The organism is Streptomyces sp. NPDC127106 (assembly GCF_042677605.1).
Taxonomy (GTDB): Bacteria; Actinomycetota; Actinomycetes; order Streptomycetales; family Streptomycetaceae; genus Streptomyces.
On record NZ_JBHXTC010000027.1, the window covers coordinates 39,020 to 59,353 of the forward strand.

Here is a 20,334-nt window from a genome sequence, read left to right on the forward strand (position 1 = left end):
CGGTCGGGGACCGTTCCCATCAGCTACAGCTGTGTGCGCGTGCGCGCTCGGGCCGCCGCGGGCGCGCCCCCACCGCCGTTGCGCCGATCGGCTCAGACAAGATCGACCAGGTCAGCGATGGAGTTCACCGTCCGGGTCGGTCGGTACGGGAACTTCTCGGTGTCCTCGACCGTGGTCAGGCCGGTCAGCACGAGGAAGGTCTGCATGCCCGCCTCCAGCCCCGCCAGGACGTCGGTGTCCATCCGGTCGCCGATCATCGCACTGCTCTCGGAGTGGGCGCCGATGGCGTTCAGGCCGGTCCGCATCATCAGCGGGTTGGGCTTGCCGGCGAAGTACGGCTGCTTGCCGGTCGCCTTGGTGATCAGGGCGGCGACGGCACCGGTGGCGGGCAGTGGGCCCTCGGTGGAGGGGCCGGTCTCGTCGGGGTTGGTGCAGATGAAGCGGGCGCCGGCGTTGATCAGCCGGACCGCCTTCGTCATCGCCTCGAAGCTGTACGTCCGGGTCTCCCCCAGGACGACGTAGTCGGGGTCGTGGTCGGTCAGGATGTAGCCGATGTCGTGCAGGGCGGTGGTCAGGCCCGCCTCGCCGATGACGTACGCCGTGCCGCCGGGGCGCTGGTCGTCGAGGAACTTCGCGGTGGCCAGCGCCGAGGTCCAGATGTTCTCGACGGGGACGTCGAGGCCCATGCGGCTCAGGCGGGCCTGGAGGTCGCGCGGGGTGTAGATCGAGTTGTTGGTCAGGACGAGGAAGGGCTTGCCGGACTCGCGCAGCCGCTTGATGAAGGCATCGGCGCCGGGGATCGGGGTGCCTTCGTGGATGAGGACACCGTCCATGTCGGTGAGCCAGGATTCGATCGGCTTGCGCTCTGCCACGGGATGTTCTCCGCTCTCGCCGGCCCGGTACCTGCGACCTGTGGCCTGTGACCTACTGGACCTGTGACCTGGAAGTGTGGTCTGAACCACCCTATCGGGGCCCGGGCCGTGGACGCGCCGGTCGTCCACAGCCCGGACACCCGGGGGTCGGCCGGGGGCGGCCGGGGTCGGCCGGGGGCGGCCGGGTCAGGCGAGCTTGACGTTGTCCACGGTCCAGTACCAGTTGTTGCTGCCGGTGTACCGGAACCGGATCTGCACGTTCGTGGCGCCGGCCGGGACCTGGAGGCTGAGGGATTCGGCCTTGGCGACCGCGTCGGCGGTGTAGTCCTTGACGACGGTCGGGGTGCCTCCGTTGTAGGAGACGAGGACCTGGGCGGTCTGGCCGGCCTCGTGGCGGTAGTGCGTCTGGTAGGTGAGGGTGCGGGTGGTGCCGCCGGCCACCGGCCAGGCCGGGGTGACCAGGGTGGAGTCGAAGCTTCCGGTGTGGGACTTGTCGTCCCACTCGTCGGAGTCGGCGACCGCGAAGACGTCACGGGAGCGGACGTTCAGCTCGCGCCACTGGTCGCGTTGCGACTGGCTCCAGAACTCGTCGGTGGCGAAGGCCCATCCTGCCCATTCGGTGACACCGCCCGAGCCCATCCGGGAGTTGTCGACGGACCAGCCGGCCGGCGGGGTGTGCGTGAAGCCCTTCACGCCGGCCGGGATGCCCGTCTCGTCCACGCGGGCCTGGAGGTTGGGGCGCAGGGTGTCGAACGGGTCGTTGTCGTCCGGGGCGGAGAGCGGGATCCCGTCGATGGCGGTGCCGGCGGCGGCGCCGACGTGGGCGAGCGCGGTCGCCGCGACGTCGGCGAGCTTCACGTCGTGGCGTACCGAACCGGCCGGGATGCCCGCACCCTTGGCGATGACGAAGGTGGCGCGCTCGGCGGCGGAGGAGCCGCCGTGGCCGCCGGAGCCGGTGTGGCCGTGGTCGGTGGTGACGAGGATCTTCCAGTTCTCCTGGGCGTAGGTCGGCCGGGCCGCGACCGCGTTCAGCAGCTGGCCGACGAGGACGTCGACGCGGGCGATGGCGTCGAGGTACTGCTGGCTGGAGGCGCCGTAGGAGTGTCCGGCGGAGTCGACCTGGCCGAGGTAGACGAAGGCGGCGTCGGGGTTCTGGTCGCGGAGTTCGGCCGCGGCCGCGGCGGCGATCTTCGGGTCCTCGTTGGTGTAGCCGTCGCGGTCGCCCTTGAGGCTGAGGCGCTTGTCGACCTTGGCGGAGAAGATCGGGCCGTTCTGGTCGGTGGAGGTGATCGGCTCCCAGTCGGCGGCCGCGTAGGTGTTGAGCGAGGGCTTGGTGTTCTCGATGCGGGTGAGGAAGTCCGGGTAGGCCGTGTAGTTCTTGCCGATGAAGGAGTTGTCCTTCACCCCGTGCTTGTCGGGCCAGACGCCGGTGGCGATGGTGGACCAGCCGGGGCCGGAGGAGGTGGCGGCCATCGGGTTGGCGTACAGGGTGCTGCGGGCGGTCAGCCCCTGGGCCATCAGGCCGTTCAGGTACGGGGCGTTGGCGGCCTTCATGCGGTCGAGGACCACGCCGTCGAGGCCGATGACCAGGACCTTGTCGGTGGTGGCGGCGGCCGCGGCCGTCGCGGTGTGCACGCCGAGGGCGGTGGCGAGCAGGACGGTGGCCGTGGCGGTGGCCGCCGTGGCAAGGGCGCGTCCGGGCAGGACAGTGGACACGTACTCCTCCGGGAGTTCGTCGTGTGGGCGCGTGTGAGCGGTGCTTGCCGTGCGGGGGAAGCGGGGAAAGCAGCGGTGCTGCCGTACGCGGTGGCGCGGTGGCGTGGTGGCGTGGGTGCGGCGTACGGGCGTCCATGCGCCGGGTCCGGACCGTCGGGGAGGGTGACTTTCGGTCCAGACCCGTTATGCAGGCTTCACGATTCCGGTCCCAGGTGACCGGGAGGCAACCGGTCAGCTTCCGGTTGCCGACTTCCACGCGTCGACGTAGACCGTGAGGTTCTTGTCGATGTCGGCCCAGTCCGGCTCGAACACCTCGACGCCGGTCATCAGCTTCGTCAGCTCGACGGCGTTGGCGTCGGTCGGCTTGACGTCGCTACGGGCCGGGAAGCCGCCGCCGACCTCGCTGACCAGCTTCTGGGCGTCCTCGCTGAGCAGGTAGTCGAGCAGCTTCTTGCCGTTTTCGGAGTGCGGGCCCTTCTGCACCAGGCCGGCCGCGTACGGCAGGGCGAAGGTGGTGGGCTTGCCGCCGTCCTTGGCGGGGAACCAGATGCCCAGGTTCGGCATGGACTTGGACTGCGCGAAGTTCATCTGGACGTCGCCGTTGGCGACGAGCAGCTCGCCCTTGTCGGTCTTCGGCGCGAGCTTGCTGGTGGAGGAGGACGGGCCGACGTTGTTGGCCTGGAGCTTCTTCAGGTACTCCATCGCCGGCTCCTTGCCGCCGAAGTCGTGCATCGACTTGATGAGGACGGCCGTGCCGTCGCCCGCGACGCCGGGGGTGGAGTACTGCAGCTTGCCCTTGAACTTCCCGTCGAGGAGTTCCTCCCAGGTCTTCGGGGCGGCTTCCAGCTCCTTCTTGTTGTAGACGAAGCCGAAGTAGTTGTTCACGACCGACGTCCACATGCCGTCGGCCGCCTTGTCCGCGCCGTTGACCTTGTCGGAGCCCTGCGGCCGGTAGGCCTGGAGCAGGCCCTTGCCGGCCGCCTGCTGGATGAACGGCGGCAGGGTGATCAGCACGTCCGCCTGGGTGTTGGCCTTCTCGCGGACGGCGCGCTGCACCATCTCGCCCGAGCCGCCCTCGACGTACTTGACCTCGATGCCGGTCTTCTTCGTGAAGTCGGCGAAGACCCGGTCGTACCAGCCGTCGCCCTTGTCGCTCTTGAGGCCGTCGGCGCTGTAGACGGTCACGGTCTTGGCGCCGTCGCCGCCGGAGGAACCGGAGGAGCCGGCGGAGGACCCCTCGGTGCCGCCGCCGCAGGCGGTGATTCCGGCGGCGAGGGCGAGGCTGCCGGTGACGGCGGCGAGGGTGCGCAGGGACGTGCGGTGTCTGGACATGGCTGTTCCTTACGGGGAGGAGGAAGCGGAGGAGGAGCGGTGGAGCGGAGGAGGAGCGGGGGAGCGGGGGAGCGGGGGCAGGCGGCCGGTCAGCGGTAGGCGGCCTTGGTGCGGATGCGGGAGACGGCCAGGAGGACCAGCAGGGTGGCGGCCATCAGGACCACGGCGACGGCGGAGCCGCTGAAGAGGGAGCCGCGGTCGGTGGCGGCGAAGATCCGGACCGGGAGGGGTGTCCAGTCCGGCGGGTAGAGCATCATCGTGGCGCTCAGCTCGCCCATGGAGAGGGCGAAGCAGAGTCCGGCGGCCGCCGTGAGGGACGGCAGCAGGAGGGGGAGCTTGACCCGCCACAGCACGTACGCGGGACGGGCGCCCAGGGAGGCCGCCGCCTGCTCGTACGCGGGGTCGAGACGGACGATCGCAGCCGAAACCGACTGGTAGGCGAACGCCGTGACAAGAATCGTGTGCGCCAGGACGACGATCGAGGACGTGCCGTTGAGCAGCAGCGGCGGCCGGCTGAACGCGACGAGGACGGCCAGGCCGACGACCACCGACGGGACGGCGACCGGCAGCACGAACAGGGCGTCCAGGAACCGCTTCCCGCGCCGCTTGAGCCCGGCGGCGGCCAGCGCGGCCCAGGTCCCGACGGTCAGCGCGAGCAGGCTCGCGGCGAGCGCGGTGACGAGCGAGGTGGTCAGCGCCTGGAGGGACTCGCCGCGCACGGCGGCGGCGTAGTTCCCGGTGGTCGGGCCGGAGGGCAGGGCGCCGGACCAGTGGGTGGCGAAGGAGGCGGCCACCACCACGAGCAGCGGCAGGGCGAAGACGGGCAGGAAGAGGAGGCCGAAGACGGCCCAGGCGGCCCAGCGGCCGGTCCGGCTATGCACCAGCACGCTTGCTCACCACCCGGTAGAGGCCGAACAGGCCGACGGAGATAGCGACGTTGACGACGGCCACCGCGCAGGCGGCCGGGTAGTCGGCTTCGAGGATCGCCTTGCCGTAGACGAGCATCGGCAGCGTGGTGACGTCCTTGGCTCCGGTGAACAGGACGATCCCGAACTCGTTGAGGCACATGACCAGGACCAGGCTGCCGCCGGCGGCGAGCGCCGGGAGGGCCTCGGGGAGGATCACCCGGCGGACGATCCGCGCGGGCCGCGCGCCGAGCGAGGAGGCCGCCTCCAGCTGTGCGGTGTCGAGCTGCGAGAAGGCGGCGAGCAGCGGACGCATCACGAAGGGCGTGAAGTACGTGATCTCCGCGAGGAGTACGCCCCACGGGGTGGCCAGGAAGCGGAACGGCCCCTCGGCGACCCCGAACACATCGCTCCACAGCCCGTTGGCCAGACCGACCGACCCGTAGATGAAGAGCAGGGCCAGCGTGATGAGGAACGAAGGGAACGACAGGAACACGTCGATGAACTTGGCGACGGCCCGCGCGCCCGGGAACGGAACGAAGGCGATGACGAGGGCGAGGACGAACCCGAGGACCAGGCAGCCGACCGTGGCCCCGGCGGCGAGCCACACCGTGGTCCCGAGCGCCTCGCGGAAGGAGCGGGAGGCGAAGACGGACCCGTAGGCGGACAGGGCCCCGCCGTTCTCGGGGGCGAAGGACTCCCGGACGACCAGTGCGAGGGGGTAGAGGAAGGCCAGCACGAGCACGGCCACGGGCGGCAGCGCCCACAGCCCGCGCGGCAGCCGGGGACCCCGGGCCGCAGCCGCACCGGGCGGCGCGGCGGACGCGGCGGACACGGCGGCCTCACCCATCGCCCACTCCCGCCGCCAGCAGGACCGCGTCCCGCGGCGCGAAGTGCAGGGTCACCCGGTCCCCGAGCGCCGGGGTCTCGCGGAGCTCGGGCAGGTCCGCGGTGACCCGGTGGCCGTCCACGTCGACGTACAGCCGGTGCGTCGAGCCCCGCCACTGCACCTCGCTGATGGTGCCGCTCAGGGCGTTGGGCCCGGTCCCGGCGCCGAGGCCGAGCAGGTGCGGCCGGATGCACAGGGTCGCCTGCGCGCCCGGTACCGCCCGCCCGCGGTCCAGTTCCAGCTTCCGGCCGGCGAACACCGCCCCGGAGTCTGCGACGGTCACCGGCAGCAGGTTGGCGTTGCCGACGAAGGCGGCGGTGAACTCGGTGCGCGGGGACCGGTACAGCTCCTGCGGGGTGCCGCAGTCCTGGAGCCGTGCGCGGTCCATGACGGCGATGCGGTCGGCGAGGGTGAGGGCCTCGACCTGGTCGTGGGTGACGTACAGCATCGACACGTCGGGCAGTTCGCGGTGGAGGCGGGCCAGTTCGGCGAGCATCCCCGAGCGGAGCTGGGCGTCGAGCGCGGACAGCGGCTCGTCGAGCAGCAGTACCCCGGGCCGGATGGCGAGCGCGCGGGCGATCGCGACGCGCTGCTGCTGTCCGCCCGACAGCTCGCGGGGGTGCCGCTTGGCATAGGCGGCCATCCCGGTCATCTCCAGGGCCTCGGCGACCCGGGCGGGGATCTCGGCCCGCGGGGTCTTCTGCGCCTTCAGCCCGAAGGCGACGTTCTCCTCGACCCGCAGGTGCGGGAAGAGCGCGTACTGCTGGACGACCATGCCGATGCCGCGCTTGTGCGGCGGCAGCGCGGTGACGTCCCGGCCGCCGATCAGGACCCGCCCGGACGCCGGGCGCACGAAGCCGGCGACCGCGCGCAGCGCGGTGGTCTTGCCCGAGCCGGAGGGGCCGAGCAGGGCCATGACCTCGCCCGGCTCCACGGTCAGGTCGAGCCGGTCCAGGACGGTGTCGCCGCCGTAGGCAACACTGACCGACTCGAAGCGGATGCCGCTCACGCCCCTCCCCCCTCCAGCAGACCGGGCAGCTCCGCAACGGAACCGAGGACGTGGGTGGCGCCGTTCTCCGTCAGCACGGCGCGGTCGTGGGCGCCGGTCAGCACACCGGCCACGATCCGGGCGCCGGCCCGACGGCCGCTGAGCATGTCGTACGCGGTGTCGCCGGCGACCACGACGTCCCGTACGTCGTCGGCCGCGCCGGTCCGCAGGAACGCGGTCAGCACCATGTCGGGGTAGGGCCGTCCGCGACCGCCCGCGTCCGCGGGGCACAGCGTGAGGTCGGCGAGCCCCTGCCACCCGAGGGCGTCGAGGATGGCGTCCTGCGTGACCCGGGCGAACCCGGTGGTCAGGACGACGGTCCGGCCCGCCTCGCGCATCGCCTCGATGGCCTCGCGCGCGCCCGGCAGCGGGGCGACGAGCCCGCCGTCGACGAGCTCGGCGTACGCCTCCTCGAACGCGGCGTTGGCCTGCCGCGCACGCTCCTCGGTGCCGAACAGGACCCGGAAGACGGAGATCTTCGACTCGCCCATGGTGTCGCGGACGTACCGGAGTTTGGCGTCGAAGTCGGCGGAGCCGGGCTTGACGCCGAGGTGCTCGGCGGCGCGCCCGAAGGCCCGCTCGACGAGGCCGCCGTCACCCACGGTGGTGCCGGCCATGTCCAGAACGACAAGCTTCACCGTGGTCACCAGCCCATCTCGTCGGCGGACATCTCGGCAATGGCGGGCGAGCAGGTCATGCCGCGCCCGCCGGGCCCGGTCACGAGCCATACCCCGTCGCGGACCTGCTCGCGGTGGACGACGCGGGAGGTGTCGGTGCACTGCGCGTACACGCCGGCCCAGCGGTGGCGGATCCTCGGCAGCGGGCGGCCCAGGAAGGACTCGACCACCTCGGTCAGGTACGCGTACGGCTCCTCGACGGTGTCGAAGGCGAAGGGGTGCTCGTACTCGTGGGTGTCGCCGATGGTCAGGCCGCCGTCCCGGCGCTGGACCATCAGCAGCTGCATCTTGTGCGCGGCCGCCACCGGGTCCTGCGGCTGCCCCGCGTTGAGCGCATCGAGAGCGGCGCTCCGGTAGGCGGGGTAGTAGCGGAAGCTGTCGGCATCGGCGACGGAGGTCGTCAGGACCTCCCCCAGCGGATCGGTCTGCATCATCTGCAGCCGGACCCGCCGCACCGGCAGCTCGGGCGCCAACTCCCGCACCAGCCCGGACAGCCAGGCGCCGGTGGCGAGGACGACGACATCGCCGCGGTGTACGTCTCCGTGATCGTCCCGGACGCTCGCGCTCCCGACGACCTCGCGCACCTCCCGCCCCGGCAGCCAGGTGTAACGCCCGCTCGCCAGCAGCGCCTCCCGCAGGTGCAGCTGCGCGGTGCGCGGCTCGACGGCTGCGTCCCGCTCGCACCACAGGGCGGCTTCGAAGGTGCCGCGCAGGGCGGGGTTGATCTCCCGCGCCTCCCGGGCGGTGACCAGCCGGTAGCCGCGGGCGGCGGCATCGGGCCGGGCCGCGGCGGCTTCGGCGACGGCGTACTCGGCCGCGTTGCGGACCGGCGTCAGGGAACCGTTGGCCCGGAAGCCCAGGCCGGGCACCCGGGCGCCGATCTCCTCCCACAGCTCGCGGGCCCGCAGGGCGGTGTCGAGCTCCTCGCCCCCGGCCCGTCCGCTGACCCAGATCTGACCGAAGTTGCGTAGTGACGCGCCGCGGGCCTCGGCCTCCCGCTCGATGTGGACGACCTCGTGGCCGCGTTCGACTGCTTGCCAGGCGTGCATGGTTCCGACCACGCCGCCTCCGACGACTATGACTCTCACGCCGACCACGGTGGGTGCGGAGCATGGACCTCCGGGGTCCCATCGACGACCAAACGGTGAACAGCCCCGGTCCATTGGACCAGACCCGTTATCTTCTCGTGATCAAACCGGGGTCCGGCACCGCCCCTAAGCACGCAAATGCGTCGTGAAACTGAACCGGTCCCCCCGGTACAGCGAACGCACCCGCTCCAACGGCCGCCCGTCCTGATCCCGCGAGAACCGGTGGATCAGCAGCATCGGCAGCGCGGGCGGGGTACCGATCAGCAACGCCTCGCGCGGGGTCGCGAGCACCGTCTCCAGCTTCTCGTCCGCGTCCCCGAAGGAGATCCCGAGGCGCTCGCGCAGATACCCGTAGAAGGACGAATCCGGCCGGAAATCACTGTCCAGCCGCGGCGCCCGGGCGACCCGGATGTACGTGCTCTCCAGCCCCACCCGCTCGTCATCGGCCAGCAGCACACGCTCCAGGTGCCATACGGGCTCACCGGGCTCGGCGCCGATCCCCGGCGCCAGATCGGGCGGGCACGGGAACCGCTCCAGCCCGATCAGGTTGCGGCCGGGCCGGCGGCCCTGACGCCGTACGCCCTCGGTGTAACTCGCCAGCGACAGCGGCTGCTCCAGCTTGGGCCCGGCCACGACGGTGCCGCGTCCGGAGCGCCGGATCCGCCCTTCCAGCAGCAGCTCGCGCAGGGCTTGGCGGACGGTCTCGCGGGACACCTCGTAGCGCTCGGCGAGATCGCGCTCGGTGGGCAGCAGCCCGCCTTCACCGAGATCATCGAGGAGCCCGGCGATCCGGGCCTTGACGGCGTAGTACTTGGGGATGCGGCCGTGCTCCGGGATACCGGAACGCACGGGCGAGCCAGGGCGGTGTTCTTCCACCCTCGGACTGTACGCAACCAAAGCGTCCGCAACGCCCCGGGCCCCGCACCCCGTCAACCCGCGGGACCCCCCGCCCGTCGCAGCCGACGCCCGGCCAGCACCAGAGCGCCGCCCACGGCCGCCACGGCGACCGCCACCCCGGCCCCGTACACCCGGCCACGGAGCCCGGTGTGCGCGAGCGCCCCGGCAGCCTCGACGACGTCGGCCGGCTCGACGGAGAACCGGTAGCCGCCGGCCTCACCGACCCAGTCGCCGTCACCGGCCCGGCGCTGCACGAGGGCCGCGTCGACCACGACCTCCCCGGCGGGGGCGTCGGGCGCGAACGCCAGATGAACCCGCACGGTCAGCGACCCGCCGGATCCCACGGTGAACCCGGGAAAGGCCGACCCGCCGTCGAACACGGCGATGATCTCGTCCCGGTCACTCCGCTCCAGACTGACCGGGAACGTACCGCCGGGCGCCTCGAACTCCATCCGCACGTGCTCCGGGCGCAGGACACGCGCCTCGTCCGTGAACACCACGACCGGATGGATGGCGGTGCACTCGCTGCCGGTGGTGTTCGTCAGGTCCATGAACCAGCTCTGCGTCCCGCCGCCGGTCCGGTACACGGCCGGACCCCCACGGATCCGGGCCCCGATGGGAAAAGCGCTGCTCTTCCCGTCCCCGCAGGTCGCCTGCGCCCGGGACGGCAGCGCGGGCGCAGGCGCAGGCGCGGGCGCGGGCGCGGGCGCGGGCCGGGCACCACCGCCGGTGCCGACGTCGGCGCCCGCGGTCGGGGCGGCTACGGCGACCAGGACGGCGGAGAGGGCAAGGGCTTCGCGCAGTCGTGGCATGGCAGACCTTCGCTTCCGCATCGCAGACCTTCGCTTCGCAGCTCGCCGGACGGACTGACGGTCGGACGAGGCGACAATCACCACGGCCTGTCCGCACCCTGCCACGCGCGCGCGACACCCCGACCGCAGCCGCGCCCGCACACCCCCGCTTTACGCCCGATCGGCCCACCGACCGGCCCCGACGCCCGCGCCCCGCCCGGCCGCACCTCACGCCCGGCCGCACCTCACGCCCGGCACACCTCACGCCCGCTCACCTCACGCCCGGCACACCTCACGCCCCGCTCACCTCACGCCCGGCACACCTCACCCCGGCCGCACCTCACCCCCGCCGCCCGAAGAACGGCGCCAGCGCCAGTTCCGCCGCCCCCTCCGCCACTCCGCCCGCGGCAACGCCGACCTGCGGCACACTGCAGCCGAGGCTGCGCGCCCGCAGGACCCTGAGGACTCCCGCCGTGAACACCTCCGGGGCGGAATCCACCACGCGTCCCCCGAGCCACACGTGATCCGCGTCCAGCAGAGCCATCACGTTCGCGGCGCCCTCACCCAGGATCCGGGCCGCCTCCGGCAGGTCCCCGCGTGCAACCGCCGCCAGGCACAGCACCTCCGCGCAGCCCCGCCCGCCGCACCGGCAGGGCGGGCCGTCCAGGCTCAGCACCTGGTGCCCGAACTCCCCCGCCGCCGAGCGCGCCCCGCGGTACACCTCGCCGTCCAGCCGCAGCCCCGCACCGAGGCCACTGCCCAGGTGCAGGTACACCGAGGTCCCGGAAGCGGCCGCGTTCGGGCGGGGGTCCGGAGCGGCAGCCCCCGCGTTGGTGTCCTTGTCCACCACCACCGGCGGCGCGTCGGCCCCCAGCCCCTCCACCACCGCCTGCCGCAGCGGGAACCCCTCCCACTCCGGATGTCCGGTCACCCGCCCCATCACCCCGGCCCGCCAATCGAGCGGCCCCGGTGCGGCGACCCCCACCCCGAGCAGGCGGGGCCCGCCTCCCGAACCCGCGCAGACCCGCCCCACCGCCCGTACGACCGCCTCCACCACCGCGTCCGGACCGGCCCCGAAGTCCAGGGGGCCGCTGCTCCGGTCCACGACCCGGCCCGCCAGGTCCACTCGTACCGCCCGCAGCTCGTCGCGGTCCGCGTGTACGCCGACGGCGTGACGGGCCTGCGCCACCAGCCGCAGCAGGGTCCGCGGTTTGCCGCCGGTGGACGGGCCCCGGCCGGCCTCGGCGACGAGTCCCTCCGCCCGCAGCCGCGCCGTGATCTTGCTGACGGCCTGCGGGGTGAGTCCCGTACGTAGGGCGAGGTCGGCGCGCCCGAGGCCCGCGTCCCCGGCTCGGCGCAGCAAGTCCAGCACGAGGGCGTCGTTGTGCCCGCGCAACGCCGGCAGGTTCACACCACCCGCGCCGACCCTCCCGCCGTGACCACGACCGTCCGCACCGTCCCTGCCACTGCCCCTGCCACTGCCACTGCCCCACTCCACCCGCCCATTGTCCACCCTCCTTGCACTTAAGCAACACTGTTGCCAAAGTGGACCCATGAACCCCACGTCCCCCTCCCCCACCTCCCCCACCTCCCCCACCTCCTCCACTGCCCCCCTCCGCGTGGCCGTCATCGGCTACGGCCTCGCCGGATCCGTGTTCCACGCCCCCCTGGTCGCCGCCACCGACGGCCTCGTCCTCGACACCGTCGTCACCTCCGACCCCGGCCGCCAGGCCCGGGCGCGCGAGGCCTACCCGGACGTCCGCATCGCCACGTCCCCGGAATCCCTGTGGGCCCCCGGGTCCCCCGCAGCCCGCCCGGACCTGGTGGTCGTCGCCTCCCCGAACAGGACCCACGTCCCCCTGGCCACCACCGCGCTGAACGCCGGCATCCCGGTCGTCGTGGACAAGCCGCTCGCCGCGACCGCCGCCGAGGCCCGCGAACTCGCCGAGCTCGCCGACCGGACCGGAACGTTTCTCTCCGTCTTCCAGAACCGCCGGTGGGACAACGACTTCCTCACCCTCCGCCGCCTCCTCGCCTCCGGCGAGCTCGGCGAGGTCCAGCGCTTCGAGTCCCGCTTCGAGCGGTGGCGCCCGCAGCTCAAGGGCGGCTGGCGCGAGTCCGGCGCCCCGGAGGAGATCGGCGGCCTGCTCTACGACCTCGGCAGCCACGTCGTCGACCAGGCCCTGCTGCTCTTCGGCCCGGCGGCACGCGTGTACGCGGAGACCGACGTGCGCCGCCCAGGCGCCGAGACGGACGACGACACCTTCATCGCCATCACCCACACGAACAACGTCCGCTCCCACCTCTACGTCAGCGCGACCACGGCCCAACTCGGCCCGCGCTTCCGCGTGCTCGGCTCCCGGGCCGGCTACGTGAAGTACGGCCTCGACCCGCAGGAGGCGGCGCTGCGCGAGGAGCACCGGCCGGGCAACGGCACCCCGTGGGGCGAGGAGCCCGAGCACCTGTGGGGCCGCCTGGGCTCCGGCGAGTCCCCGCTGACGGGCGGCGGAACCCCGGTCCCGACCCTCCCGGGCGACTATCCGGCGTACTACGCGGCAGTGGCGTCCGCGCTGCGCAACGGCGGGCCCGCTCCGGTCACCGCACACGAGGCGGCACAGTGCCTGGCGGTCCTGGAAGCCGCGCGCGTCTCGTCCCGGGACGGCGTCACCGTGAACCTTTGAGCCTCAAGGTCCCGAGGTGAGACGTGGATCCCGAGCTCCGCACGGCGCGTGGCCTCTGCTCCCGACTCGAACGCTCTATCCTTCACAATCTGACGATCATCACACTTGTGAAGAATGGACTCGCCTCGTGAAGCTGCCCCGGATCGCGTCGGCCGTCGCCACGGCCGCGATCGCCCCGGCCGTCCTGCTGGCCTCGCCGGCTTTCGCCGCCGAAGCATCCGCCGCCGCGACGATCGGCAAGCCGTGGGCCCCGACCGCTCCCGACCAGGACCCGGTGGACGACGGGCAGCAGCAGGACAAGCCGACTCCCGAGACCCCCCAGGCCGCCAAGGACCGGGCGGCCATCCAGGCGATCCTGGCGGACCCGGCGACCGGGCCGGGCGTCCGCGCGGCCGCCGAGAAGGCCCTCAAAGGCACGGCCGAGGACATGCGGAAGTTCCTCGAGGTCGAGTGGGCCAAGCAGCAGCTCTCGGACGACCGGGTGCTGGTCGCGCGGATCACCGAGGCCGGGGGCCCGGCCGTACGGAAGGCCGGCGACGCCGCCCTGGCCGTCAACACGCGCGAGGCCCTCACCGAGTTCCTGCGCAGCGGGCAGCACGTCGCCCGCTTCGAGGACGACAAGGCGGAGCTGGCGCGCATGCTCCCCGGCGCCGGCAAGGCGGTCACCGAGGCGGTGAACAAGCTGCTGAGCGGCGGAACGCGCGACGAGGTGCGCGAGTTCGTCCAGAACGGCCAGCACAAGGCCCGCGCCGAGGACGACCGGGTCGCGCTGCTCGGCATGCTGAAGGACGCCGGGCCCGGCCTCAAGGAGGGGATCGTCAAGCTCCTGGAGAAGAACGCGACCCCCGCCGAACTGCGTACGTTCATGACCACGACGCAGCACGAGCTGCGCGACGACGACAACTCCGTCCTGATCTCGGCGATGGTGAAGGGCGCCGGACCGGAGCTGAAGAAGGCCGCCCTCGCCGCCCTCAAGGGAACGCCCGCGGACCGCATCGAGTTCCTGAAGAACGGGCAGCACGCCGCCCGCGCCAAGGACAAGGCCGCCGGCGGCCAGAACGGCGGCAAGGACGCCGAGGACGGGGCCAAGGACGGCAACAAGAACGGCGGCAAGGACTCCGCCGCCAAGTCCCCCTCGGACCCCGGCTCCGCAAACGGCTCCGGCAACGGCACCAAGGCAACCCCGGCCGGCGGCTCCGGCCCGCTGGCCAGCACGGGCGCCAACGCGCAGCTGGCCGTGGCGGCGGGAACGGGCGCGGCCGCGCTCGGTGCGGGCGCGGGCCTGCTCTACGCGGGGCGGCGCCGCCGCACGGCGGCCAGGGGCTGACGCGAACGGCGCCGGCACAGCGGGGTGAGCGGCGCCCGCCCACCCCGCTGCGGCCGCACCCGAAGCGCCCCGGGCCCAACGGCTACGCGCTCTTGAACACCTGCCTCTGCCGCCCCAGCCGCTCGATCTCCAGCTCCACGACATCGCCGGCCCGCAGGTACGGCTTCGGCTCCGGCTGGCCCATGGCGACGCCTGCCGGCGTGCCGGTGACGATGACGTCGCCGGGGTAGAGGGTCATGAACCGGCTCAGGTACCGCACGACCTCACCGACCGGGAAGATCTGGTCAGCGGTTTTGCCGTCCTGCTTGAGCTCCCCGTTGACCCACAGCCTCACGTCCAGCACCTGCGGGTCCGGGATCTCGTCGGCGGTCACCAGCCACGGGCCGAGCGGGGTGAAGGTCTCGCAGTTCTTGCCCTTGTCCCAGGTGCCGCCGCGCTCGATCTGGAACTCGCGCTCCGAGACGTCGTTCACCAGCACGTACCCGCCCACGTGGGCGAGCCCCTCCTCAGCCGTGGCGAGGTAGCGGGCCGTGCTGCCGACGACGACACCCAGCTCGGCCTCCCAGTCGGTCTTCACGCTGCCGCGCGGGATCAGAACGGTGTCGTCCGGCCCGACCACGGTGTCCGCGGCCTTGAGGAACAGGATCGGCTCGGCGGGCGGCTCGGCACCGATCTCGGCGGCGTGCCCGAAGTAGTTCAGCCCGATGCCCACGATCTTGCCGATACGGCCGACCGGCGCGCCGATCCGCAGCCCCTCCGCCTCCAGGACCGGGAGCTCCCCGGACGCCGCCGCCTCCCGTACCCGGGACAGCACGGATTCGTCGGCGAGCAGGGCACCGTCCACATCCGTGACCAGTCCGGACAGGTCGCGCAGCGATCCGTCCCGGTCGAGCAGTGCGGGGCGCTCCGCCCCGACCGGTCCGACACGCAGCAGCTTCATGGGCATTCTCCCGTGGTCGAGGGTGGTCGGCCCATGGGCGTGCCCCGGGCCGGACGATGGGGTGCGGCCATCGGAGGATTGGCTGATCCTCCAAGACCCTCGTCCCGTCCGCAAGACCCTGTTCACGGACTGGAACACCCGACCCGAAGCCGGCCCGGAAGCACTCGACCCGAAAAGCCGGCCCGGAAGCCGCCCTCCCCGGAAGGCCGGCGCCGCCCTAGGCCCCGCCCGCCGCCTCCAGCCGCTCCTTGCGGTACTGGAGCCAGGCCCGCTCGGCAACGGACCAGGCCGTGGTGGTCGCCAGGTACAGCCCGGCGGCCAGCGGCACCACGGCGGCGGTGATCAGCGTCCCGAACGACAGCAGCGGCAGCACGCCGCCCACCCGCCGCAGCACCTCCTGCTGCTCCGCGCTCAGCTCGACCCCCGCCGCTCCCGCGGCCGACGCCTTCCGACCGGCCCCGGGAGCAGCCACGGCCCCCACCAGGGCAGCGGTCCGCCGCGCCCGCACCGCACTCCACGCGGCAACCACCGCGATGACCACGAACAGCGCGAGGAACACCAGCCCCTGCGCCCCGAACACACCCCCGGCACCGAGCGCATCGCCCCAGCGCGCACTCAGCGGGGCCGCGAACAGCCGGTGGTCCAGCAGCTCACCAGGAGAGGTGAAGGCCTGGTACATGACGAAGAACACCGGCAGCTGGAGCAGCATCGGCAGGCACCCGGCCGCCGGGGTGGCGCCCTTGAAGGCAGCCCTGTTCAGCGGGTGCAGAACGAGCCGCACGAGGAAGGTGAACAACACGATCGCGGCAGCGGTCGCGGATTCGGCCAGCACCGGCTCCAGGAGCCGGCCCAACTCGATGACAAGATCAGTGAAAACGGACACGCGGGCCCTCCGAGGGGTCTCGTCGAACGTCGAAAACGGGCATGCACAGGCATGCATTTCGGCGCGACGACCCACGAGGGACGCACAGCACGACAAGGAGAAGAAGGGAAGGCAGCGACGCTGCGCGCCCCTACGCGGCCGTCAGGGCAGGACGACCGGGCGCCCTGGGCCGCGACCGGCCCGAGGCATCGGGATCACGCTGCGGCAGGAACGCCGTACGCTGCTCGCGATCACGGATCGCGGTACGTATGCGGTGCGGCGGCACGGGCCGTACGAGGCGCGCCACCAGGGCGGCAACCCCCACGGTGACGGCCGCGGCGGTGGCCGCGAGGGCGACCATGACGGCACCCGGCCCGCTCTCCCCCGCGATCAACCAGAGGGCTCCTGCGATCAGCAGCAGCGGTGCCAGCCGCGAGGCGACAGCACCGACCAGGGAGCCGGACCAGGAAGAAGCCCAGCGCTCGCCGTTACGCCCGTCCATCGATTCCGCCCCCTTTCCACTCCCCTCGATCTTAACCGCCCCCACCGACAACTCCCACGCCAGCCGGCCCATTTAACCGGTCGCCGCACGAACGAGCGTCCCCCACACCACGAGCCGGTACGTGGAGGAGTACTCGGGCGTGCACGTGGTGAGCGTGATGTAGGCGCCCGGCTCCCCGAACCCGTACTCGGGCCGGACCGCACTGCGCGGCACGGGCGCGATCACCCCGACATCGCGCTCGCTCGTCTCGGCCAGCGTCTTGCGCACGACGTACGTGAACGTACGCCCCTGCACCTCGACGACCAGCTCGTCACCGGGCCGCAGCCGGTTGATGTAACGGAACGGCTCCCCGTGCGTGTTGCGGTGCCCGGCCAGCGCGAAGTTGCCCTCGGCGCCGGGCCGGGCGGTCCCGGGATAGTGGCCGGCGTACCCCTTGTCGAGCACGGCCCGCTTGTCGACCCCCTGCGCGATGGGCACGACGACACCGAGCCGCGGAATCCGCAGCACCCCGTACGCGGACGACCCCGTCGAACCACCAGAACCAGAACCGGACGGCGACGACCCCGGCGACGACCCCGAAACCGACGGCGACGGCGACGGCGGAGACGCAGACGCAGGCGCAGGCGCAGGCGCAGATGCAGATGCAGACTCCCCGAGGCCCCCCGCCCCGTCGCCGGCCCCGGGACCACCACCCCGCCGCTCCTCGGCCCAGCCCCTCTCCAACGCCGCCACCTGCCGTTGCGCCGAGGCAGCGGCCAGCCGGTTGGTCCACCACACCTGGTGCACGACCAGCAGCAACACCACCACGCCCACCGTGACGGCCAGTTCCGCCGTCACCCACAGCAAGCCGCGCAGCCCCCGCAAGCCGGCCCGGCGGGACCCCGCTCCGCGGCCGTGCACCACCACACGCATGTGATCCCGCACGGGGCGCACCTTAAGACCTCCCCCGCCAACAGACCAGCAGCAGTACGGTGTGAACCATGCGCCCCGACACGCCTGCCGAGCACATCGCCGAAGCCGAGCGCCTGATCCGCACGGCGACCCGCTACCCCGAGGACCAGGAGCCGCTGCTGCTCCAGGCCGCGGCCCACCTCGAACTGGCCGACGCACGAGAACGGGCGAGCGCGCTCTACGACCAACTCCTGGCCGGCAAACCCGTCAACATCCACTTGATCAAGGCGTTGCAGGCCGCGAACCTGTGGGAGTACGGGCACGAACCCGAGGCCCGCGCCCTCATCCAGGGCATCCGCGCCGCGGCCCCCTCGGACCCGGCCCCCTGGGAGGTCATCGCGGAGGCGCTGGAGGCCCACGACGAGCTGACCGACTCGGAGGAGTGCTTCACCCAGGCGGCCACCCTCCTCATCTCGGACGCCGCCCCGCTGACCCCGGCCACCACGGCCCTCCTGACGGGCCGCCACCGGGTACGCCGCCTCCTCGGCCTGCCGCACGACGACTGGGACATGGTCGCCGACACCCGCCACACCGGCCCGATCCCGCTGGACGAGCTGCACGACCCGAAACGCATCTGGGCCCTGGGCTCCGACGACCCTGCCGAGCTCCGCGCCGAGATCGCCCGCCTGCGCGCGGAGCTCGGCGACCGCCGCGCCGCCCTGTCCCGCCCCTTCCCGGTGGCGATCCTGCACTGGCCGCAGCGGGAGCTGGCCGAGCTCCTGACCAGCTACCCGACCCTGGCGGCGGAGTACCCCTCGCACGAGGCACACCTCACCCGGATCGAGACGTCGCTGCGCGCCCTGGCCGCCTCGGGCACGACGAACCTCGGCATCGTCACGGCCAGCGTCCCCTCGTACGAGGCCTTCGCGGCGTCGGAGAAGACCTCCCCGGCTTCCCCGTCCCTCCTCCCGGAATACGCGACGACCCTGGCCGCCCGGGGCAAGGCCACCCCGTGGCCCCCGTCCCCGAACGCCCCCTGCTGGTGCACCTCGACCAAGCCGTACGCGGAGTGCCACGGCCGGCTGCCCGTGGCGTGACCTCGGTCCGTGGTGTTCCCGACGTGGCGATCGCCGGCCCCGGGTCCGCACCGCGCAGTCATGGCGCGGGCCCGAGGGGGAACTCCAGCTGTTGGTGGCCGCGGGCCGTGGCCGTCGGTGGGGCGGGGCGGGTGGAGGCCACCGCCAGGAGGGTGCGCAGGGCCCGCGTGACCTCGTGCGGGGTGTCGCGGATCATCGACGGGGTCGCGCTGATCACCAGGATGCCGTGGGACTCCAGGCGCAGCCGGCGGCGGAGGGTGGCCTGCCAGGCGTCGCGGGTGTAGTGGTACTCGGCCGAATCGATCTCCAGGGCCACGCCTTCGTCCGGCCAGTAGGCGTCCGGGCTGGCCAGGAAGGCGCCGTCCGGAGTGTAGAGGCGGGCGTTCCACAGCGGGGCCGGGAGGTCCGGGTCCGTCGCGGTGAGGGACTCACGGGCCCGGGCTTCGGCCGGGGAGCGGACCCCGGCCAGGAGCTCGGCCGCCGCGGCGCGGACCGCCGGGCGGCGCAGGAGCCGGGCGGCGCGGAGCTCGGCGTACAGGTCCTGCGGGTGGCACCAGCCGGACTGGACGACGTGGGCGAGGACCGCGCGGACCCGGTCGGGGTCTGCGGTACGCGAGGCGAAGTCGGCCGCCGCACGGACCGGGCGGGTGGAGGGGATGCCCGCCACGGTGATGGTCTGCGGCCAGCGGGCGGTCGGTACGGGCCGGACCTCTGCGGTGCCGGACGGCCGGCGTGGGGCCCGGACCAGGACCTCGGCCGGGGTCCGGGGGGCGTGGGGGATGCCGAGGAGGGCCAGGGAGGCGCCGCCGGTGAGCGCGGCCGTCGCCCCGGACAGCGGGTCCGCGGCGGGCTCGGCGGCGTACAGGACGGCGGCGAGGGCGCGCTGGCGGTGGTCCGGGGGGCCGGTCTGCAGGAGGTACACGCGCGGCAGTAACCGCTGCCAGGGGCCGCCGGGGCGGGTGCGGGAGGTGACGGTGCCGTCCGGGACGCCGGAGGCGGTGAGCTGGTGGCGGGTGGCGAGGTTGAGCTGCCTGCGGAACGGGGCTGGGGTGGTGGGGCTGGGTGGGGCGGCGTGTGCTCGGGGTCGGGCTCGGGGGCGTCGGTCTGCGGTCGGTGTGATCATGCCGGCGATATGCCCGTTGGAGGCCGGCCGGACCCCTGCCCCCGTCCCGGCACGGCACGGCCCGTCCCGGCACGGCCCGTCCCGGCCGGCCCGGTCAGCGGCCCGGGTGGTCCGGGGAGAGGAAGACGATCACGGCGGTGGTGCGGGTGCCCGGCAGGGCGGGGACCTCGTGCCAGCCCAGGCGGCGGTACGTGGCCACCGTGTCCGTCGCCAGGCGGGAGGTCAGCAGCCAGGCCCGCCGGTCCGGGGCGTCGGCGATGACCTCGGCGAGCAGGGCGCGACCGGTGCCGCGGCCGCGCGCGTACGGACGTACGGCGAGCTCGTCGATCTCCAGCGCCCCCGCGAGGAGGTCCCGCACCCGGTCCGGGCCGAGCTGCGCGGCGACCTGGGCGTATCCGCGGTCGGAGGGGAAACCCGCCGGGGTGAGCCAGGCCGTGGCGAAGCCGTCGACGCCGGCCGCGGACTGGGCGATCGCCGTACGGAAGCCGGGGCGCCGGCTGTCGGACTGGAGCCGGGCCGCGAACTGACGAATGGTTTCCGCGCTTTCGTTCCACGGCGGGGCCGAGAACACCTCGGCGTAGGCGTCGACCAGCTCGTCCGCGAGATCGAGGACGGCCTCTCCGTAGCAGATCACGATGTCCGCACCTCTCTCTTCGTCCCGATTGTCTCTTCGTCCCGATTGGGGTGGGAGGGCGA

Annotated in this window: 20 protein-coding genes; 3 read left to right on the forward strand and 17 right to left on the reverse strand. The window is 73.1% G+C overall.

All coding sequences use genetic code 11. From position 1 onward, the window contains the following. Positions 1 to 92: 92 nt before the first annotated feature. The 11 genes from ACFVGY_RS22170 to ACFVGY_RS22220 form a co-directional block, all read right to left on the reverse strand. Positions 93 to 872 (reverse strand): HAD-IIA family hydrolase, encoded by a 780-nt coding sequence (locus ACFVGY_RS22170; RefSeq protein WP_385679938.1) that lies wholly within the window; start codon positions 870 to 872, stop codon positions 93 to 95. Between the two features lie 186 nt (positions 873 to 1,058). Beyond that, entirely contained in the window at positions 1,059 to 2,588 is a 1,530-nt protein-coding gene (locus ACFVGY_RS22175) for an alkaline phosphatase family protein (RefSeq protein ID WP_385679940.1), read from the reverse strand. Between the two features lie 231 nt (positions 2,589 to 2,819). Beyond that, positions 2,820 to 3,920 carry a 2-aminoethylphosphonate ABC transporter substrate-binding protein gene (locus ACFVGY_RS22180; RefSeq protein ID WP_385679942.1) on the reverse strand — a complete coding sequence of 367 codons (1,101 nt, stop codon included), beginning with the start codon at positions 3,918 to 3,920 and terminating at the stop codon, positions 2,820 to 2,822. A gap of 89 nt (positions 3,921 to 4,009) precedes the next feature. Next, positions 4,010 to 4,807 (reverse strand): ABC transporter permease, encoded by a 798-nt coding sequence (locus ACFVGY_RS22185; RefSeq protein ID WP_385679944.1) that lies wholly within the window; start codon positions 4,805 to 4,807, stop codon positions 4,010 to 4,012. Then, positions 4,794 to 5,675 carry a 2-aminoethylphosphonate ABC transporter permease subunit gene (locus ACFVGY_RS22190; RefSeq protein ID WP_385679946.1) on the reverse strand — a complete coding sequence of 294 codons (882 nt, stop codon included), beginning with the start codon at positions 5,673 to 5,675 and terminating at the stop codon, positions 4,794 to 4,796. The genes ACFVGY_RS22185 and ACFVGY_RS22190 overlap by 14 nt, the downstream gene beginning before the upstream one ends. Beyond that, a complete protein-coding gene (locus ACFVGY_RS22195; protein ID WP_385679948.1) occupies positions 5,668 to 6,723 on the reverse strand; it encodes an ABC transporter ATP-binding protein in 1,056 nt (351 codons plus the stop codon). The genes ACFVGY_RS22190 and ACFVGY_RS22195 overlap by 8 nt, the downstream gene beginning before the upstream one ends. Further along, a complete protein-coding gene (locus ACFVGY_RS22200; protein ID WP_385679950.1) occupies positions 6,720 to 7,400 on the reverse strand; it encodes a phosphonatase-like hydrolase in 681 nt (226 codons plus the stop codon). The genes ACFVGY_RS22195 and ACFVGY_RS22200 overlap by 4 nt, the downstream gene beginning before the upstream one ends. Before the next feature lie 5 nt (positions 7,401 to 7,405). Continuing rightward, positions 7,406 to 8,527: a TIGR03364 family FAD-dependent oxidoreductase gene (locus ACFVGY_RS22205; protein ID WP_385679952.1), complete on the reverse strand. Its 1,122-nt coding sequence runs from the start codon at positions 8,525 to 8,527 to the stop codon at positions 7,406 to 7,408. Positions 8,528 to 8,653: 126 nt separating this feature from the next. Continuing rightward, the gene (locus ACFVGY_RS22210; RefSeq protein ID WP_385679954.1) at positions 8,654 to 9,403 is read right to left on the reverse strand and encodes a GntR family transcriptional regulator; all 750 of its coding nucleotides are present in this window, start codon (positions 9,401 to 9,403) and stop codon (positions 8,654 to 8,656) included. A gap of 53 nt (positions 9,404 to 9,456) precedes the next feature. Further along, on the reverse strand, positions 9,457 to 10,236 hold the full coding sequence (locus ACFVGY_RS22215) for a hypothetical protein (RefSeq protein ID WP_385679956.1): 780 nt from the start codon (positions 10,234 to 10,236) through the stop codon (positions 9,457 to 9,459). Positions 10,237 to 10,555: 319 nt separating this feature from the next. Continuing rightward, positions 10,556 to 11,611, reverse strand: a complete 1,056-nt coding sequence (locus ACFVGY_RS22220) for an ROK family protein (protein WP_385679958.1) — start codon at positions 11,609 to 11,611, stop codon at positions 10,556 to 10,558. Between the two features lie 157 nt (positions 11,612 to 11,768). On the opposite strand from ACFVGY_RS22220, the gene ACFVGY_RS22225 reads away from it, so the two are divergent. Then, a complete protein-coding gene (locus ACFVGY_RS22225) occupies positions 11,769 to 12,896 on the forward strand; it encodes a Gfo/Idh/MocA family oxidoreductase (protein WP_385679960.1) in 1,128 nt (375 codons plus the stop codon). Between the two features lie 127 nt (positions 12,897 to 13,023). Next, positions 13,024 to 14,223, forward strand: a complete 1,200-nt coding sequence (locus tag ACFVGY_RS22230) for an ALF repeat-containing protein (RefSeq protein ID WP_385679962.1) — start codon at positions 13,024 to 13,026, stop codon at positions 14,221 to 14,223. Between the two features lie 82 nt (positions 14,224 to 14,305). Here the strand turns inward: ACFVGY_RS22230 and ACFVGY_RS22235 are convergent, their stop codons facing one another. The 4 genes from ACFVGY_RS22235 to ACFVGY_RS22250 all read right to left on the reverse strand — a co-directional run bounded on the left by ACFVGY_RS22235 (position 14,306) and on the right by ACFVGY_RS22250 (position 17,439). Next, complete coding sequence (locus tag ACFVGY_RS22235; RefSeq protein ID WP_385679964.1) at positions 14,306 to 15,163, reverse strand: fumarylacetoacetate hydrolase family protein; 858 nt, start codon at positions 15,161 to 15,163, stop codon at positions 14,306 to 14,308. A gap of 217 nt (positions 15,164 to 15,380) precedes the next feature. Then, positions 15,381 to 16,046 carry a YidC/Oxa1 family membrane protein insertase gene (locus tag ACFVGY_RS22240; RefSeq protein WP_385679966.1) on the reverse strand — a complete coding sequence of 222 codons (666 nt, stop codon included), beginning with the start codon at positions 16,044 to 16,046 and terminating at the stop codon, positions 15,381 to 15,383. Between the two features lie 130 nt (positions 16,047 to 16,176). Beyond that, on the reverse strand, positions 16,177 to 16,527 hold the full coding sequence (locus ACFVGY_RS22245; protein WP_385679968.1) for a DUF6412 domain-containing protein: 351 nt from the start codon (positions 16,525 to 16,527) through the stop codon (positions 16,177 to 16,179). Positions 16,528 to 16,599: 72 nt separating this feature from the next. Then, complete coding sequence (locus ACFVGY_RS22250) at positions 16,600 to 17,439, reverse strand: class E sortase (protein WP_385680044.1); 840 nt, start codon at positions 17,437 to 17,439, stop codon at positions 16,600 to 16,602. 68 nt (positions 17,440 to 17,507) lie between these two features. Here ACFVGY_RS22250 and ACFVGY_RS22255 point away from each other — a divergent pair, with 68 nt between their 5' ends. Next, positions 17,508 to 18,515 (forward strand): SEC-C metal-binding domain-containing protein, encoded by a 1,008-nt coding sequence (locus tag ACFVGY_RS22255; RefSeq protein WP_385679970.1) that lies wholly within the window; start codon positions 17,508 to 17,510, stop codon positions 18,513 to 18,515. Between the two features lie 58 nt (positions 18,516 to 18,573). Here the strand turns inward: ACFVGY_RS22255 and ACFVGY_RS22260 are convergent, their stop codons facing one another. Together ACFVGY_RS22260 and ACFVGY_RS22265 are read right to left on the reverse strand one after the other, a co-directional pair. Then, positions 18,574 to 19,638 carry a hypothetical protein gene (locus ACFVGY_RS22260; protein ID WP_385679972.1) on the reverse strand — a complete coding sequence of 355 codons (1,065 nt, stop codon included), beginning with the start codon at positions 19,636 to 19,638 and terminating at the stop codon, positions 18,574 to 18,576. Positions 19,639 to 19,732: 94 nt separating this feature from the next. Then, the gene (locus tag ACFVGY_RS22265; RefSeq protein ID WP_385679974.1) at positions 19,733 to 20,272 is read right to left on the reverse strand and encodes a GNAT family N-acetyltransferase; all 540 of its coding nucleotides are present in this window, start codon (positions 20,270 to 20,272) and stop codon (positions 19,733 to 19,735) included. Positions 20,273 to 20,334: the final 62 nt, after the last annotated feature.

Bases quoted from the DNA above. Each gene is read 5' to 3' on its own strand.
- ACFVGY_RS22190 (WP_385679946.1), bottom strand. From the start codon at position 5,675: ATGGGTGAGGCCGCCGTGTCCGCCGCGTCCGCCGCGCCGCCCGGTGCG.
- ACFVGY_RS22255 (WP_385679970.1), top strand. From the start codon at position 17,508: ATGCGCCCCGACACGCCTGCCGAGCACATCGCCGAAGCCGAGCGCCTG.
- ACFVGY_RS22260 (WP_385679972.1), bottom strand. From the start codon at position 19,638: ATGATCACACCGACCGCAGACCGACGCCCCCGAGCCCGACCCCGAGCA.
- ACFVGY_RS22215 (WP_385679956.1), bottom strand. From the start codon at position 10,236: ATGCCACGACTGCGCGAAGCCCTTGCCCTCTCCGCCGTCCTGGTCGCC.
- ACFVGY_RS22245 (WP_385679968.1), bottom strand. From the start codon at position 16,527: ATGGACGGGCGTAACGGCGAGCGCTGGGCTTCTTCCTGGTCCGGCTCC.
- ACFVGY_RS22225 (WP_385679960.1), top strand. From the start codon at position 11,769: ATGAACCCCACGTCCCCCTCCCCCACCTCCCCCACCTCCCCCACCTCC.
- ACFVGY_RS22180 (WP_385679942.1), bottom strand. From the start codon at position 3,920: ATGTCCAGACACCGCACGTCCCTGCGCACCCTCGCCGCCGTCACCGGC.
- ACFVGY_RS22235 (WP_385679964.1), bottom strand. From the start codon at position 15,163: ATGAAGCTGCTGCGTGTCGGACCGGTCGGGGCGGAGCGCCCCGCACTG.
- ACFVGY_RS22250 (WP_385680044.1), bottom strand. From the start codon at position 17,439: ATGCGTGTGGTGGTGCACGGCCGCGGAGCGGGGTCCCGCCGGGCCGGC.